At 59.5% G+C, this 14,831-nt stretch carries 14 protein-coding genes and 1 pseudogene; 9 read left to right on the forward strand and 6 right to left on the reverse strand.

Features of this window, described 5'->3' with window-relative positions:
* The gene (locus HBO41_RS03760; protein WP_017139794.1) at positions 1-1,479 is read right to left on the reverse strand and encodes a helicase HerA-like domain-containing protein; all 1,479 of its coding nucleotides are present in this window, start codon (positions 1,477-1,479) and stop codon (positions 1-3) included.
* 204 nt (positions 1,480-1,683) lie between these two features.
* Here HBO41_RS03760 and HBO41_RS29765 point away from each other — a divergent pair.
* Together HBO41_RS29765 and HBO41_RS29770 are read left to right on the forward strand one after the other, a co-directional pair.
* Positions 1,684-2,715, forward strand: a pseudogene (locus tag HBO41_RS29765) (cache domain-containing protein); the annotation flags it as partial.
* A 93-nt stretch (positions 2,716-2,808) separates the two neighbouring features.
* The gene (locus HBO41_RS29770) at positions 2,809-3,573 is read left to right on the forward strand and encodes a methyl-accepting chemotaxis protein (RefSeq protein ID WP_370589484.1); all 765 of its coding nucleotides are present in this window, start codon (positions 2,809-2,811) and stop codon (positions 3,571-3,573) included.
* Between the two features lie 35 nt (positions 3,574-3,608).
* Here HBO41_RS29770 and HBO41_RS03770 read toward each other — a convergent pair whose 3' ends face one another.
* Entirely contained in the window at positions 3,609-3,779 is a 171-nt protein-coding gene (locus tag HBO41_RS03770; RefSeq protein ID WP_017139792.1) for a hypothetical protein, read from the reverse strand.
* An 84-nt stretch (positions 3,780-3,863) separates the two neighbouring features.
* A complete protein-coding gene (purU, locus tag HBO41_RS03775) occupies positions 3,864-4,712 on the reverse strand; it encodes a formyltetrahydrofolate deformylase (protein ID WP_017139791.1) in 849 nt (282 codons plus the stop codon).
* 346 nt (positions 4,713-5,058) lie between these two features.
* On the opposite strand from purU, the gene mvaT reads away from it, so the two are divergent.
* Positions 5,059-5,433 (forward strand): histone-like nucleoid-structuring protein MvaT, encoded by a 375-nt coding sequence (gene mvaT, locus HBO41_RS03780; protein ID WP_005790963.1) that lies wholly within the window; start codon positions 5,059-5,061, stop codon positions 5,431-5,433.
* 90 nt (positions 5,434-5,523) lie between these two features.
* Here the strand turns inward: mvaT and sbcB are convergent, their stop codons facing one another.
* Positions 5,524-6,951 (reverse strand): exodeoxyribonuclease I, encoded by a 1,428-nt coding sequence (gene sbcB, locus HBO41_RS03785; RefSeq protein ID WP_099549385.1) that lies wholly within the window; start codon positions 6,949-6,951, stop codon positions 5,524-5,526.
* Positions 6,952-7,116: 165 nt separating this feature from the next.
* Between sbcB and HBO41_RS03790 the strand changes: the two genes are divergently transcribed.
* From HBO41_RS03790 to HBO41_RS03815, 6 genes are read left to right on the forward strand one after another with little or no spacing between them, the layout of a single operon-like run.
* Positions 7,117-7,809, forward strand: a complete 693-nt coding sequence (locus HBO41_RS03790) for an RDD family protein (RefSeq protein WP_017139789.1) — start codon at positions 7,117-7,119, stop codon at positions 7,807-7,809.
* Positions 7,806-8,786, forward strand: coding sequence for a stage II sporulation protein M (locus HBO41_RS03795; protein ID WP_017139788.1), 981 nt, complete (start codon positions 7,806-7,808; stop codon positions 8,784-8,786). Before HBO41_RS03790 ends, HBO41_RS03795 begins: the two co-directional genes overlap by 4 nt.
* Positions 8,773-10,299, forward strand: coding sequence for a DUF4129 domain-containing protein (locus HBO41_RS03800; RefSeq protein ID WP_169985153.1), 1,527 nt, complete (start codon positions 8,773-8,775; stop codon positions 10,297-10,299). The genes HBO41_RS03795 and HBO41_RS03800 overlap by 14 nt, the downstream gene beginning before the upstream one ends.
* The gene (locus HBO41_RS03805) at positions 10,296-11,453 is read left to right on the forward strand and encodes a DUF4350 domain-containing protein (RefSeq protein WP_169985155.1); all 1,158 of its coding nucleotides are present in this window, start codon (positions 10,296-10,298) and stop codon (positions 11,451-11,453) included. Before HBO41_RS03800 ends, HBO41_RS03805 begins: the two co-directional genes overlap by 4 nt.
* Positions 11,450-12,445, forward strand: coding sequence for a MoxR family ATPase (locus tag HBO41_RS03810; RefSeq protein ID WP_169985157.1), 996 nt, complete (start codon positions 11,450-11,452; stop codon positions 12,443-12,445). The genes HBO41_RS03805 and HBO41_RS03810 overlap by 4 nt, the downstream gene beginning before the upstream one ends.
* Before the next feature lie 7 nt (positions 12,446-12,452).
* On the forward strand, positions 12,453-13,784 hold the full coding sequence (locus HBO41_RS03815; RefSeq protein ID WP_169985160.1) for a DUF58 domain-containing protein: 1,332 nt from the start codon (positions 12,453-12,455) through the stop codon (positions 13,782-13,784).
* A gap of 62 nt (positions 13,785-13,846) precedes the next feature.
* Here the strand turns inward: HBO41_RS03815 and HBO41_RS03820 are convergent, their stop codons facing one another.
* Together HBO41_RS03820 and HBO41_RS03825 are read right to left on the reverse strand one after the other, a co-directional pair.
* Positions 13,847-14,206 (reverse strand): PilZ domain-containing protein, encoded by a 360-nt coding sequence (locus tag HBO41_RS03820; protein ID WP_026013902.1) that lies wholly within the window; start codon positions 14,204-14,206, stop codon positions 13,847-13,849.
* A gap of 226 nt (positions 14,207-14,432) precedes the next feature.
* A complete protein-coding gene (locus HBO41_RS03825; RefSeq protein ID WP_017139782.1) occupies positions 14,433-14,807 on the reverse strand; it encodes a tol-pal system YbgF family protein in 375 nt (124 codons plus the stop codon).
* Between the last annotated feature and the right edge of the window lie 24 nt (positions 14,808-14,831).

Raw genomic sequence — 14,831 nt, forward strand, 5'->3', positions numbered from 1 at the left:
CTACTTGCGTTTACTGCCGCCCAGCAACGAGCCCAACAACCCGCGCACCAACTGCCGTCCCATTTGATTGGCCGCCTGTTGCATGGCGGATTTGAGCGCCTTACCTGCTGTAGTCCCCAGGAACGCTCCGGCCTTGTCGGTAAAGCTCGGCTCTTCGGCGGCCGGTTTGGCCTCCTCGGTCGGGCCAAGCTCCTTGCGCGCCATCAGCACCTCGTAGGCCGACTCACGGTCAATTGGCTTGTCGTAGCGCCCCAATAAAGGCGAACTGGCGATGATCGCAGCACGCTCGGCTTCGCTGAGCGGCCCGATCCGCGATTGCGGCGGCGCCACCAGCACGCGCTGGACCACTTCCGGCGTGCCCTTTTCCTGCAACGCCCCCACCAATGCCTCACCGGTGCCCAACTCAGTCAGTACCGACAAGGTATCGAACGCCGGGTTGGGGCGAAAACCGTCCGCCACCGCACGCAGGGATTTCTGCTCTTTGGTGGTGAACGCCCGCAAGCCATGCTGGATACGCAAGCCCAGTTGCGCCAATACCGTGTCAGGCAAATCCCCTGGGGATTGAGTGACAAAGTACACACCCACGCCCTTGGAACGGATCAAACGCACCACTTGTTCCAGGCGATCCTGCAATGCCTTGGGCGTATCGGCGAACAATAAATGCGCCTCGTCGAAAAACAGCGCCAGCAACGGTTTATCGGCATCGCCACGCTCCGGCAGTTGTTCGAACAACTCGGCCAACAGCCACAGCAGGAAGGTCGCATAGACCTTGGGCGCCTCGTGCACCAAGCGGCTCGCGTCCAGCAGGTGAATGCGCCCACGACCATCGCCGGCAGGCTGCAAGATATCTTCAAGCTGCAGGGCAGGCTCGCCAAACAAGGCTTCGGCGCCCTGCTGCTCCAGCACCGCCAAACGCCGCAACAGCGCCTGGCTGGAACCGGTGGTCATCAGCGCCGCGTCGTCGCCCAGCAGTTCCGGGTGATAACGCAAGTGGTTGAGCAAGGCCTTGAGGTCTTTGAGGTCCAGCAGCAACAGGCCTTCGCGGTCGGCCACCTTGAAAGTCGCATAGAGCGCCGATTGCTGGCTGTCAGTGAGTTCCAGCAGGCTGCCAAGCAGCAACGGCCCCATTTCGCTGATGGTGGTGCGAAGCGGATGACCGGACTGCCCGTGGATATCCCACAGTGTTACCGGATACGCCTTCGCGCTGTAATTGAGGAAGGGCATGCCCGCAATGCGCTCGGCCACCTTGCCTTGAGGGTTGGCCGCAGCGCCAAGGCCGCACAAGTCACCCTTGATATCAGCGGCAAACACGGCCACACCCGCATCGCTGAAGGCTTCCGCCAAGCGCTGCAACGTGACGGTTTTACCTGTGCCGGTCGCGCCGGCAATCAACCCGTGACGGTTGGCCAAGCGCATGGCCTGGGCGATGGGCTGGCCGTCCAGGCCGGCGCCGATAAGGAGTTGCGAGGAATCAGGCATTTCGTCACCTTTGGTTAATCTTTAGTGCCGTCAGGTCGATACAGACAGAGGTAAGACCCACAAAGTCTAAAAATAGGTCAGATAGTTCTCACAGGGACCACCGGAATTATCACAAGCAGTATCACACCTTTTTTGACGCTGTCATTTTGCGCATCCTACAAGGACGCGCTTCGGATATTAAGACCTTAGCGGACCCTACAAGCCATGAATAAAAACCTGCGCTTCAGCCACAAAATCCTGCTTGCAGCCTCCCTTATCGTCATCGCCGCTTTTGCACTGTTTACCCTCTACAACGACTACCTGCAACGCAACGCGATTCGCGACGACCTCAATAATTACCTGCATGAAATGGGCGATGTCACCGCCAGCAACATTCAAACCTGGCTCACCGGGCGTATTGCCCTGGTCGAAAACGCCGCACAGAACATCGCGATCAACCCTGAACCCGCCGTAGTTGCTGGCCTGCTCGAGCAGAAAACCCTGACATCCTCGTTCATGGCCACCTACGTGGGCGACAGCAAAGGCGCCTTCACCATCCGCCCCGACACCAAGATGCCGGACGGTTTCGACCCACGGGTGCGCCCTTGGTACAAAGGCGCCCAAAGCAGTAACGGCTCAACCCTGACCGAACCTTACATCGACGCAGCGACCGGCCAGTTGATCATTTCCGTCGCTACCCCCAGCGCCAAGGCGGGGCAAAGCATCGGCGTGGTCGGCGGCGACCTGAGCCTGCAAACGCTGGTGGATAACATCGGCGCGCTGAACTTCGGCGGCATGGGCTACGCGTTCCTGGTCAGCGCTGACGGCAAAGTGCTGGTGCACCCGGACAAGAACCTGGTGATGAAGACGCTGGCCGACATGTACCCGAAAAACACCCCGAAGATCAGTGGTGATTTCAGCGAAGTCGAAGCCAATGGCAAAGACAACATCGTGACCTTCACCCCCATCAAAGGCCTGCCGTCGGTGAACTGGTACCTGGGTATTTCGGTGGATAAAGATAAATCCTTCGCCATGCTCAGCAAATTTCGCACCTCGGCCGTTATCGCCACGATCATTGCGGTTGTGATCATCATCGCGCTGCTCGGCATGCTGATCCGAGTACTGCTGCAACCCCTGCACGTGATGACCCGCGCCATGCAGGACATCGCCGATGGCGAAGGTGACCTGACCCGCCGCCTGAACATCCAGAATCACGACGAGTTCGGCACGCTGGGTAATGCTTTCAATCGCTTCGTGGAGCGCATTCACACCTCGATTCGCGAAGTGTCCTCGGCCACCGAGCAGGTCAATGAAGTGGCCCTGCGAGTGGTCAGCGCTTCCAACTCGTCGATGGTCAACTCTGACGAGCAGGCCAACCGCACCAACAGCGTGGCCGCCGCCATCAACGAACTGGGCGCTGCTGCGCAAGAAATTGCACGTAACGCCGCGCAGGCTTCCCATCAGGCCAGCGATGCCCGGCACTTGGCCGAGGACGGCCAGCAAGTGGTCGAGCGTAATATCAAGGCAATGAACCAACTGTCCGAGATGATCAGCGCCTCCAGCAGCAATATCGAAGCGCTCAACAGCAAGACCGTGAACATCGGGCAGATTCTGGAAGTGATCACCAGCATCTCCCAGCAAACCAACCTGCTGGCGCTGAACGCCGCCATCGAAGCGGCACGTGCAGGTGAAGCTGGTCGCGGGTTTGCGGTGGTGGCCGATGAGGTGCGCAACCTGGCACATCGCACTCAGGAATCGGCGCAACAAGTGCAAAAGATGATTGAAGAGTTGCAGGTCGGCGCCCGGGATTCGGTCAGCACCATGAGTGAAAGCCAACGCCATAGCCTGGAGAGCGTCGAGATCGCCAACCTGGCCGGCGAGCGTCTCAACAGCGTGACCCAACGCATTGGCGAGATCGACGGGATGAACCAGTCCGTGGCCACCGCCACCGAGGAACAGACTTCGGTGGTGGAGTCGATCAACATGGACATCACCGAGATCAACACCCTCAACCAGGAAGGTGTGGAAAACCTGCAATCAACCCTGCGCGCCTGTACCGACCTGGAACAACAGGCCGCACGCTTGAAACAGCTGGTGGGCAGCTTCCGGATCTGATCCCTGCGCCCGCCGAGCGTTAAGGCGGCGGACCGCTAGGCTTGCTCGGGATCGGTTTTAGTGTGCTCCTGCCGCCACAGCTCGGCGGCACCGGGAAACTCGGTGCCGTCCTCCGCGTCCAGGTCATCCGGGTCAAAACGGCTCAAACACCCTTCGCCCAGCGTCGCTGGGGCCTTGGAGGTGGCTTTATCGAGTGGATCGCTCATCGCTTAATCCTTCATGGCGGACAAAAAAAGGGCCTGGGACGATTTAACGCCCAGGCCCTTTTTTCTTCAACTTAAACGCGGCTGTCAGAACACCACAGTCTTGTTGCCGTGTACCAGCACGCGATCTTCCAAGTGGTAACGCAGGCCACGGGCCAGCACCATCTTCTCGACGTCACGGCCGAAACGCACCATGTCTTCAATGCTGTCGCTGTGGCTGACGCGCACTACGTCCTGCTCGATGATCGGGCCGGCGTCGAGCTCCTCGGTGACATAGTGGCACGTTGCGCCAATCAACTTCACACCGCGCAGGGAGGCCTGGTGATACGGCTTGGCACCCACAAACGATGGCAGGAAGCTGTGGTGAATGTTGATCACTCGACCGGCATATTCGCTGCACAGTTCCGGCGGCAGGATTTGCATGTAGCGCGCCAGCACGACTACATCGGCTTCGTGCTGCTTGACCAGGCGGGAGACTTCGGCGAATGCCGGTTCCTTGTCCTGTGGGTTGACCGGCACGTGGTAGTACGGGATGCCATGCCATTCGACCATGCTGCGCAGGTCATCATGGTTGGAAATCACACAGGCGATCTCACAGTCCAGCTCATCGCTGTGCCAACGGTGCAGCAAGTCGGCCAGGCAGTGGGATTCACGGCTGGCCATCAGCACGACACGTTTTTTCTGCTCGGTGTCGGTGATATGCCAGGTCATCGAAAACTCTTCAGCGATCGGCGCAAACGCCTCGCGAAACGCTTCGAGGCCGAAGGGCAGCGTGTCGGCACGTATCTCATGACGCATGAAAAACCAACCACTGAGATCGTCCGAGTGATGGCTCGCCTCGGTGATCCAGCCGTTGTGGGAGGCCAGAAAGTTACTGACTTTGGCAACGATACCAACCCGGTCCGGGCAAGCAATCACCAGCCGAAAAGTGCGCATTAGGGGGAAACTCCAGAACTTCGCAAAGGCCGCCATTCTAGCGATTACGCAGAAAAACTGCAGTACTCCTTGCACCTTATTCTGTCGCCCGGTCCTGGCGACACCCCTTAATAGCGTAAGGTTTTACCGCCGCTATATGAACGCCCTTCCGAGGCTCAGACAGTTATGCAAAATAAACAGAATTATTTTTACACCTACCACCTATTAATTAACTCGATTGCATAGCATTGCCACAAACATTCAACGTAATTCACATAAATGCCTTCTTAAATGTTTACTTGGGGAAATTGCCTGACTATTATTAGGCCACTCACTGTCAATCAGCGCTCTACATAAGGTAGTCCACATGTCCCTGATCAACGAATACCGCGCCACCGAAGAAGCTATCAAAGAACTGCAAGCCCGTTTGAAGAACCTGTCACAAGACGACAAGCTGCAAACCGAGCTGGAATTCGAAGGCAAACTGCGCACCCTGATGGGTGAGTACTCCAAATCCCTGCGTGACATCATCGCGCTGCTGGATCCGGAATCCAAAGTTAAAGCACCACGTGGCGCTGTGAAAACTACCGGCACCAAGCGTGCTCGCAAGGTCAAGCAGTACAAAAACCCGCACAACGGCGAAGTGATTGAAACCAAAGGTGGCAACCACAAGACTCTGAAAGAGTGGAAAGCCAAGTGGGGCGGCGACGTGGTAGAAGGTTGGGCTACCCTGCTGGGCTAAGCCTGATCGGGCTTCTGCCTGATATGCAACACAATAAAAACGCCAGCTTGCTGGCGTTTTTTATTGTCCGAATATTTTGCAAGTGCCTGACTACAAGCCCAGGCGAGCGGCTAAAGAGTCGGCATACTCTTGCCATTCATCGAGCACCTGGCGCTGAAACGCTGTAGCACTAACAGCCAACTCCTCACGTGCCTGCTTAAATGCCAACAGGGTATTGGGTGCGCCCCACTCCGGGCTCGACAAACGTTGCTGACAGAAAAGTTTCCAGCGTTGTTGCTCATCGTTGTCCAAGGTGTCAGGAAAGTTACGCGCACGGTAACGGAATAATAATTCCGGCAATCGATGATCATCGAAAGGCCACTGCTGACGTGCCAACTGTGACGGTTCAGCCACACGGACTTGTTCGCATAACCGTCGGTCGCGGTCACCGATAAAACCGTCATAGAGCTGCTGCTCCGGGTCTGTGCTCGGTGCAAAGTCTTCCTCGGCATAAATGGCTGCCAACTTGTCGCGCCAAACTTCCTGTGCGTCAGTTAGTCGCAGCGCCCGCGCCTGGCACACGTCCATATCGAAGTTCAGGCGTTCGCGATCCTGTGCGCGCAGCACATTCAATGGCGCGACCACCGGGCAGCGGTTGATATGCAACAACTTGAGCGGCACTGGCAACTCACCTTGCGCCAACTCATCACGGCGCGTGTAAAGCCGCTGGCGTAAGGTTTCGGCGTCCAGGTCGAGCAAACCCTGCGGGTCGAGACCAAGGTCACAGACAATCAACGCATTGCGATTGCGCGGGTGCCAGGCCAGGGGCAGTACCACACCCAGGTAATGACGCTCGGCGGAGAAACGCCCGGAAATATGCACCATGGGCTGCAACAGGCGGATCTGATCCATCACCCGCTGCTTGCTGCGCAGTTGAAACAGCCAGTCATACAACTTTGGCTGCTTGTCGCGGATCAGCCGCGCCAGGGCTATGGTGGCTCGCACGTCCGACAGGGCATCGTGAGCATGGCCATGGTCGATGCCATTGGCTTGGGTCAAACGCTCCAGCTTGAGGGTGACACGCCCGTCCTGCTGCGGCCACTCAATGCCTTCGGGGCGCAGTGCGTAAGCCGTGCGAACCACATCGATCAAGTCCCAACGACTATTGCCCCCCTGCCACTCACGGGCATACGGATCAAAAAAGTTGCGGTACAGGCTGTAGCGCGTCATTTCATCGTCAAAGCGCAACGTGTTGTAACCGGCACCACAGGTTCCAGGCGCAGCCAGCTCGGCGTGCACGCGGGTCATGAAGTCGGCTTCGGCCAGGCCTTTTTCCGCCAGAATGCCAGGGGTGATACCGGTTATGGCGCAGGCAGCCGGGTGCGGCAGGATATCGTCGCTTGGCTGGCAATAAAGGTTGACCGGCGGGCCGACCTCGTTGAGCTCGAGGTCGGTACGAATACCGGCAACCTGCAACGGGCGATCGCTGCGGGGGTTGATACCGGTAGTTTCATAGTCGTACCAGAAAATGGTAGTCACGGGCTGTTCCTGTGCTGAAGATCGACAAAGTCTAGGCGCTGCAAGGCACTCGGGGCCAGCGATAGATTACTGTACAAACATCCAGCAAAACCTTGAAAGGTTGCTTCCACCGTCGACACTGCTAGCATCCGTGTCTTCAAGCCGCCCGCACTGCCAAGGATCGCGATGCCATCAGTTCCATTGGATACCCACTACCCGATCGAGACCCCCGAGGGCATAGACTTGCCCTTGCGCCCGGCCGGCCTGATGCCACGCGCACTGGCTTTTGCTTTCGACCTGGGACTGCGCGGCCTGATCATGGGTATCCTGCTCGTGCCGCTGGCGTTGCTTGGCAATATCGGTATTGGCTTGGGCTCGCTGCTGCTGTTCCTGATCAGTTGGTGGTACATGGTGCTGTTCGAAGTCCTTAACCAGGGCTGCTCTCCGGGCAAGCAGGTCATGGGCTTGCGCGTCATTCAGGACGACGGCACACCCATTGGCTGGCCAGCTTCACTCATCCGCAACCTGCTGCGCTTTGTCGACATGCTGCCTTTGGGCTACTTCCTCGGCGCCATCAGTTGCCTGCAACACCCTCACTTCAAACGGCTCGGCGACCTCGCTGCGGGCACCCTGGTGGTCTACCGCGAACAGCCACTGGCGCGCCCCAAGGTGCCTCAAGCCGCCGCCCTGCGCCTGCCCTTCACGCTGGAGCTGAGCGAACAACGCGCCATACTGGGTTTCGCTGAACGCCAAAGTGAGTTGTCCGCCGATCGGGTGCACGAACTGGCGTCCATCCTGGCAACGCCGTTACACGTATCGCCGGCTCGCGCGGTAGAACAACTCAATGGCGTGGCGCGCGGCTTAGTGGGGCCAGCATGAAGCAGAGCCTGTTCGAGAGCCGCCATCAGCCGCAGTGGCAAGCCTTCACCGCACAACTCATACAGTTGGAGCAAGGCAAGGCCAAGGCCAGCGATATGTCTGACTTCCCCCACCATTATCGACGCCTGTGCCAGCACCTCGCCCTGGCCCAGGAGCGTGGCTACAGCAGCTATCTGATAGATCCCCTGCAACAACTGGCGTTGCGGGGCCACCAGCAGTTGTATCGCCACCGCAGCCAATTGGGCGCGAATGTACTGGGTTTCATCCTGGCGGGCTTCCCGCGCCTGGTGCGCGAACAATGGCGTTTCGTGTTAATCGCCGGCGTGCTGTTCTTCGGCAGCCTGGTGGGCGTTGCGTTGCTGGTCTACCTGTTTCCAGACCTTATCTACAGCATCGTGAGCCCCGCGCAGGTCGCCGAAATGCACAGCATGTATGACCCGGATGCTGGCCACCTGGGGCGTGCCGCCGACCGCGCTTCCAGTGAAGACTGGATGATGTTCGGCTACTACGTGATGCACAACATCGGGATTGCCTTCCAGACCTTTGCCGCCGGTTTGCTATTTGGTTTGGGCAGCGTGTTCTTTCTGATTTTCAACGGCCTGATCATCGGCGCCATCTCCGGCCACCTCACCGAGATCGGCTATGGCCAGACCTTCTGGTCGTTTGTCATCGGCCACGGTGCTTTCGAACTCACGGCCATCGCCCTGGCCGGGGCGGCAGGCTTGCAATTGGGCTGGGCGGTGATTGCTCCCGGGCACCTGACTCGCGGCGAATCCCTGCGGCTGGCGGCACGCACAAGCGTGCGGATGCTTTGCGGCGTCATGCTATTGCTGCTGATCGCGGCGTTTATTGAAGCCTATTGGTCTTCCTCCACCACGATCACGCCCTGGATCAAATACTCAACGGGCGCCGGGCTGTGGCTGCTGGTTGCCGCCTACCTCACGCTTGCTGGACGTACTCACCATGCGCCTGAGTGAGGCCAGCGTGGTAATTCGGCCCCGCACCTCCTGGGAAGCCATGGACCTGGGCGTACTGATGGCCCAGGAACATCGACTGCTGTTAATGAGCAGTTGGGCAATGGTGACGTTGCCGATATTCATTTTGCTGACCGTGCTGCTGTGGCGATACCCGTCCATGGCCATGTTTGTGTTCTGGTGGTTAAAACCGGCCTTTGACCGCTTGCCACTGTACATCCTCTCCAAGGCCTTGTTTGGCGAGACACCCAGCCTCAAGCAGGCTGTGCGCCAGTGGCCGCGCCTGCTCAAAGGCCAACTGCTGGCCAGCCTGACCTGGAGGCGACTGAGCCTGAGCCGCAGCTTTGTGATGCCGGTGAGCCAGCTTGAAGGCCTGGATGGCAATGCCCGTCAAATACGCCTGGGGGTGCTGCTGCAACGCAACGCCGGCGCCGCACGCTGGCTGACCACCATTGGCGTGCATATGGAAATCGGCCTGTGGTTCGGTTGCATGGCACTGTTTTACCTGTTCATCCCGCAGCAACTGGAACTCGATTGGGACTGGCAACGGCTGGCACTGGCAAGCGGCTCGGAAGGGTTGTGGCTGGAGCATTTGAGTAACGCCTTCTACGCACTGATTCTGGTGTTCTGGGAGCCCATTTATGTCGCTTGCGGCTTCAGCCTGTACCTCAACCGCCGCACCGTGCTGGAAGCCTGGGACCTTGAACTGGTGTTCCGCCGATTACGCCAACGCCTGAGCAGCGTCGCAACGTTGCTGCTGGTGGCTGGGCTGATGCTCGTGCCATTCAGCCGCCCCGTCATGGCGGACGAGCCCGGACCGGCCAAACAAGTCACCACCCAGGCCGCCAGCCAATCGATCAAGGCGCTGCTGGACAGCCCCCCGTTCAAGCACCCGGAAACCGTCACTCGCTACCGTTTTGGCGACGAAAAAAACGCCGCGCAACACAAGGTAAAGGGTGACGGTAAACTTCCGGCCTGGCTTCAGGCGCTACTGGACGGATTCAACAGCAATACCTTCAAAAACGCCGCCCTCGGCCTGGAGGTACTGCTCTGGGGCCTGCTGGCGACTGGCCTCGCGCTAGTTGTCTGGCGCTATCGGGAGTGGCTGCACACCTTCGTCAGTCGACGCGGGCCAGCCAAAGCCAAAACCGCCAAAGCGGCCCCTGCACAATTGTTCGGCCTGGCGTTGGGCAGCGAGACCTTGCCTGACGACATTGCCAGCACCGCCGAACAGCTGTGGTCCACCCACCCCAGGGAAGCTCTCGGCCTGCTGTATCGCGGCCTGCTCAACCGACTGCTGCACGACTTCAACCTGCCCCTGAAAAGCGCCGATACCGAAGGCCAGGTCCTGGAGCGCATCCACCAACTGCAACAGCCACAACTGCTGGCCTTCAGTGATGCACTGACACACCACTGGCAAAACCTCGCCTATGGCCACCGCCTGCCGCCGGCTTTGGTACAACAGCAACTGTGCCGCGATTGGCGCGCCCTGTTCAGTACGGGAGCCGCCCAATGAACCGCCCCATGCTGTGGGTCGGCCTGCTGCTGGCCTGTGTGCTTGGAGCAGGTGGGCTTTATGTTTGGCACAAGGCGATCCCCTACGACGAAATAGTCGATCGCGGCCCATCGCCACAAGCCATCGCCAACCCCTACCTGGCGGCTGAATACTTCCTGCGCCAGCAGGGCCTGGCCGTGGAACACGCCAACAGCCTTGAGCACCTGGCCGACCAGCCAGCCAAGGGGCATAGCCTGGTATTGCTGGGCGAGCGCAGCAACATGACCCCGCGCCAGGCTGAGCAACTGCTGGACTGGGCAAAATCCGGTGGCCATTTGCTGCTGGTTGCCGAAGCGCTTTGGGATGAGGAAACCGGTAAAAGCGGCGACCTGCTGCTGGATCAGTTGGGCTTCCACCAGACACTCAGCGAGGGCCTTGACGAGCCTGCTTCCCCACGCAAAAAGAAAGTACCGGACCTGACCAAGCTCTACGTCGACAATGAGACCGCCCCGACCTATTTCAGCTTCGATACCGACTTCAACCTCACCGACCCCAGACACCTGGCGCAGTTCTCCGCCAACAGCGGCAAGTCCAGCCATTTGATGCAACGCAACTTCGGTCAAGGCACCGTAACGGTTGTAACCGACAGCGACTTGTGGAAAACCCCAGGCATCGGCAAACACGATAACGCCTGGCTGTTGTGGTATCTCAACCGGGGGACGGATGTAACACTGCTGTTCAACAGCGACGTAGACGATCTGCTCACCCTGCTAATGCGCAACTTCCCCCAGGCGTTAGTGGCGCTCTGCGCACTGATTGCCCTGGCACTCTGGCACGCCGGCATGCGCCAGGGGCCGACCCAGGCGCCCGCGCCAAAGGCACGTCGCCAGTTACAGGAACATTTGAAGGCCAGTGCCGACTTCCTGCTGCGCCGCAGTGGCCAAGGCACGCTGCTGCACGCCTTGCAGCGTGATATCCAGCGGGCTGCACGACGACGCCACCCAGGCTTTGAACACCTCGACAGCGACGAACAATGGCAGGTCCTCGAACGCCTGACGCGCCAACCCTCCCACGTCATCCGCCAGGCCCTCGACCCACTCCCGGCAAAACGGCTCACCAGCGCCGATTTCAGCCGTCAGGTGGCGAGCCTGCAAACCCTCAGGAATGCCCTATGAGCGAATTTCCATCAGCCACCGCCCCGACTGCCGAAAGCCTTCAAAAGGCCAGCCAGCAGGCACAGGCTCTGCGTGTTGAACTGCGTAAGGCGGTGATTGGCCAGGACCAGGTGATCGACGACGTGCTGACCGCATTGATCGCAGGTGGCCACATACTGCTCGAAGGTGTACCGGGCCTAGGCAAAACCCTGTTGGTTCGCGCGTTGGCACGCTGTTTTGGTGGCGACTTTGCACGTATTCAGTTCACCCCGGACCTGATGCCCAGCGATGTCACCGGCCACGCGGTGTACGACCTGCACAGTGAGCAGTTCAAGCTGCGCAAGGGGCCGCTGTTCACCCACCTGTTGCTGGCCGATGAAATCAACCGCGCCCCCGCCAAGACCCAGGCCGCCCTGCTTGAGGCCATGCAGGAACGCCAAGTCACCCTCGAGGGCGAAGCGCTGCCCATTGGCCAACCGTTCATGGTGCTCGCGACCCAGAACCCCATCGAACAGGAAGGCACGTACCCCCTGCCCGAGGCCGAGCTGGACCGGTTCATGCTCAAAGTACGCATGGACTACCCCGATGCGCAGCAGGAGCTGGAGATGGTCCGCGAAGTCACCCGCTCCTCCAGGGCCGACATGCTGGATGTGCAGCCACTGCGCACGGTGCTGCAGGCAGAGGACGTGTTGCAGTTGCAGCAAATTGCCAGCGAACTGCCGCTGGATGAGCAAGTACTCGACTACGCCGTGCGCCTGGCCCGCGCCACTCGCAGTTGGCCGGGGCTGACCATCGGTGCAGGCCCGCGTGCCTCCATCGCCCTGGTTCGCGGCGCCCGCGCCCGGGCCTTGCTACGCGGCGGCGAGTTTATTACCCCGGACGATATCAAGGGCTGCGCCTTGGCGGTGCTGCGCCATCGCGTGCGTATTGCCCCCGAATTGGACATTGACGGGCTGGAAGTGGATCAGGTGCTCAAGCAACTGCTGGACCAGATTTCGGCACCTCGGCAATGACCCGACCATGAAGCCAACTCGTCTGCTGCTGATCTGGCTCGGCGTCCTCTCGGGTTTGAACATCCTCTTGGGCGCGGCTACAGCGCTCCAGCTCAAAGTGCCCGACACGCTGCATTCAGTGGCGTGGGGCCTGCTGCTGGCGCTGTTTCTATTGGCACTGCTGGACGCCCTGCGCCTGCGGCGCCTTCCCTGCCCACGGGTGCAACGGCAGATGCCCGGCAGCCTGGCCCTGGGCCGCTGGGGTGAGGTACGCCTGACCCTTGAACATGACTACCCGCAGCCGCTGACCGTGCAGGTATTTGACCACGCACCTGACGGCCTGAGCGTGGAGAATATGCCGCAGTCCATCGAGCTTCTCCCGGGCCAGCGAAGCGAACTGGGCTATCGAGTGCGGCCCTTGCGGCGCGGCCACTTCAGTTTCAGTCGCAGTGAGATTCACCTGCCCAGCCCTTTCGGGTTGTGGTCTGCGAGGCGTTTTGTTGCAGCCCGGGATACAACGCGGGTCTACCCTGACTTTGCCCGTTTGTACGGCGCACAACTGCTGGGCGTGGACAGTTGGTTGAGCCAATTAGGGGTTCGCCAGCACCCACGACGCGGGTTGGGGCTGGAGTTTCATCAGTTGCGCGAGTTTCGCGAAGGCGACAGCCTGCGACAGATCGACTGGAAGGCCACCGCGCGCCAGCGCACGCCCATCGCCCGGGAATATCAGGACGAACGCGACCAGCAGATAGTGCTCATGCTCGATTGCGGCCGGCGCATGCGCAGCCAGGACGCGGAGCTCGCTCACTTCGACCACGCCCTCAATGCCTGCCTGTTACTCAGTTACGTCGCCTTGCGCCAAGGCGATGCGGTGGGTCTGTGCACCTTTGCCTGTGACCAGCCACGCTACCTGGCACCCGTCAAAGGCAGCGGCCAACTGAACGTATTACTCAATGCCGTTTACGACCTCGACACCACCCGACGCACTGCCGATTATGCAGCCGCCGCCAGCCAATTACTGGCCCGACAGAAACGTCGGGCATTAGTGATCGTGGTGACCAATCTTCGCGATGAAGATGATGAGGAGTTACTCGCAGCCGTTAAGCGCATCAGCCGGCAACATCGGGTGCTGGTCGCCAGCCTGCGCGAAGACATACTCGACCAACTGCGCCAGGCCCCGGTTCAAACCTTGCCTGAAGCGCTGGCCTACTGCGGGACTGTCGACTATCTCAACAAGAGAAACGATCTGCATGAGCGCTTGAGTGCCCACGGTTTGTCGGTGCTGGATACGCCACCTTCGGGGCTGGGGGCTGCACTGGTGACGCGCTATCTGGGCTGGAAAAAGGCCGGTGTTTTATGACTCAAGCACACGACCACAAGCTCGGCTAACCACGTCCGAGCCGGGTCGACAGCGCGCAACGTCTAGGCGGAAGCCTGCAGAGGATCAAAGGTGAAGTAATGATACAAGGCACTTATCAAGTGCCCGTATGCCTCAGGCGCTTCGACCACGCGAAACCCTGAGTCATAGTGCTGCGGGTTAACATCTTCGTGGCTCCACAAGCACATCGCTGTGAGGTCAATTGCCTGGAAATCACCGTCTGCCAGAGGGATTTTCAAACGCAGTTCAAACGCCACGTCAACCATCATGGGTAATTGGCTGATCAACATCAGCCCATCTTCGGACACGTTCCCCAAGTAGCCAATAGGCTTATCCGTCAGCCGGTTGAACACTTTCAAGAAACCAGACAGCTGATGCCGCTCAATCCTTCGGTCGGTAAACATGATGAAATCGCCATCCATTGGCCAGATCAGTGGCCGCGCCAGTTATTCGGAACGAACACTGAATGTTCGCTCTCCCTGGAAATTGGTGCGAATCCAGCGTGCGCTTGATCGCCTTACAACTGCCAATCCCAAGCAATCCATCCGATTGAACATAAACTTGTACAAACAGACATTCAAAGAATAGCTTAAGACTGGCGACGGGCCAGCTATGGAATGACAAATATCATCAAAGTGATGCGGGCCGTGGCTGCGCGACACTCGCGCCGGAGTAATGGCCCAGTTGCTGCAGGGTGTCGAGCCGAGCACGGGCACGATAGGCGTACTCGCTGGACGGGTACTGATTGATGATGAACTGGTAGGTTTGCACCGCATCGACGAACAGCTTCTGGCGCTCCAGGCATTGCCCGCGCAGCATCGAAACTTCCGGTTGCACATACCGACGGGTACGGCTCTCGCGGTCTACCTGGGACAACTCCAGGGTGACACGCTCGCAGTCACCCACCCCATAGGCGCGGTAAGCGTTGTTCAAATGATGGTCCATCGACCAGCGGGTACAGCCGACAACACTGACGGCCAGGGCAGCAATGAGCAAAATTCGCATGGGGGTTCTCCTGTCTTGAGCAGT

Source organism: Pseudomonas sp. WS 5146, assembly GCF_012985495.1.
In the GTDB taxonomy this organism is placed as follows: domain Bacteria; phylum Pseudomonadota; class Gammaproteobacteria; order Pseudomonadales; family Pseudomonadaceae; genus Aquipseudomonas; species Aquipseudomonas edaphica.

Excerpts from the sequence above, each read along its gene's own strand:
- HBO41_RS03760 (WP_017139794.1), bottom strand. The coding sequence starts at position 1,479 with ATGCCTGATTCCTCGCAACTCCTTATCGGCGCCGGCCTGGACGGCCAG.
- HBO41_RS29770 (WP_370589484.1), top strand. The coding sequence starts at position 2,809 with ATGGTCAACTCTGACGAGCAGGCCAACCGCACCAACAGCGTGGCCGCC.
- HBO41_RS03770 (WP_017139792.1), bottom strand. The coding sequence starts at position 3,779 with ATGAGCGATCCACTCGATAAAGCCACCTCCAAGGCCCCAGCGACGCTG.
- purU (WP_017139791.1), bottom strand. The coding sequence starts at position 4,712 with ATGCGCACTTTTCGGCTGGTGATTGCTTGCCCGGACCGGGTTGGTATC.
- mvaT (WP_005790963.1), top strand. The coding sequence starts at position 5,059 with ATGTCCCTGATCAACGAATACCGCGCCACCGAAGAAGCTATCAAAGAA.
- HBO41_RS03790 (WP_017139789.1), top strand. The coding sequence starts at position 7,117 with ATGCCATCAGTTCCATTGGATACCCACTACCCGATCGAGACCCCCGAG.
- HBO41_RS03795 (WP_017139788.1), top strand. The coding sequence starts at position 7,806 with ATGAAGCAGAGCCTGTTCGAGAGCCGCCATCAGCCGCAGTGGCAAGCC.
- HBO41_RS03800 (WP_169985153.1), top strand. The coding sequence starts at position 8,773 with ATGCGCCTGAGTGAGGCCAGCGTGGTAATTCGGCCCCGCACCTCCTGG.
- HBO41_RS03805 (WP_169985155.1), top strand. The coding sequence starts at position 10,296 with ATGAACCGCCCCATGCTGTGGGTCGGCCTGCTGCTGGCCTGTGTGCTT.
- HBO41_RS03810 (WP_169985157.1), top strand. The coding sequence starts at position 11,450 with ATGAGCGAATTTCCATCAGCCACCGCCCCGACTGCCGAAAGCCTTCAA.
- HBO41_RS03815 (WP_169985160.1), top strand. The coding sequence starts at position 12,453 with ATGAAGCCAACTCGTCTGCTGCTGATCTGGCTCGGCGTCCTCTCGGGT.
- HBO41_RS03820 (WP_026013902.1), bottom strand. The coding sequence starts at position 14,206 with ATGTTTACCGACCGAAGGATTGAGCGGCATCAGCTGTCTGGTTTCTTG.
- HBO41_RS03825 (WP_017139782.1), bottom strand. The coding sequence starts at position 14,807 with ATGCGAATTTTGCTCATTGCTGCCCTGGCCGTCAGTGTTGTCGGCTGT.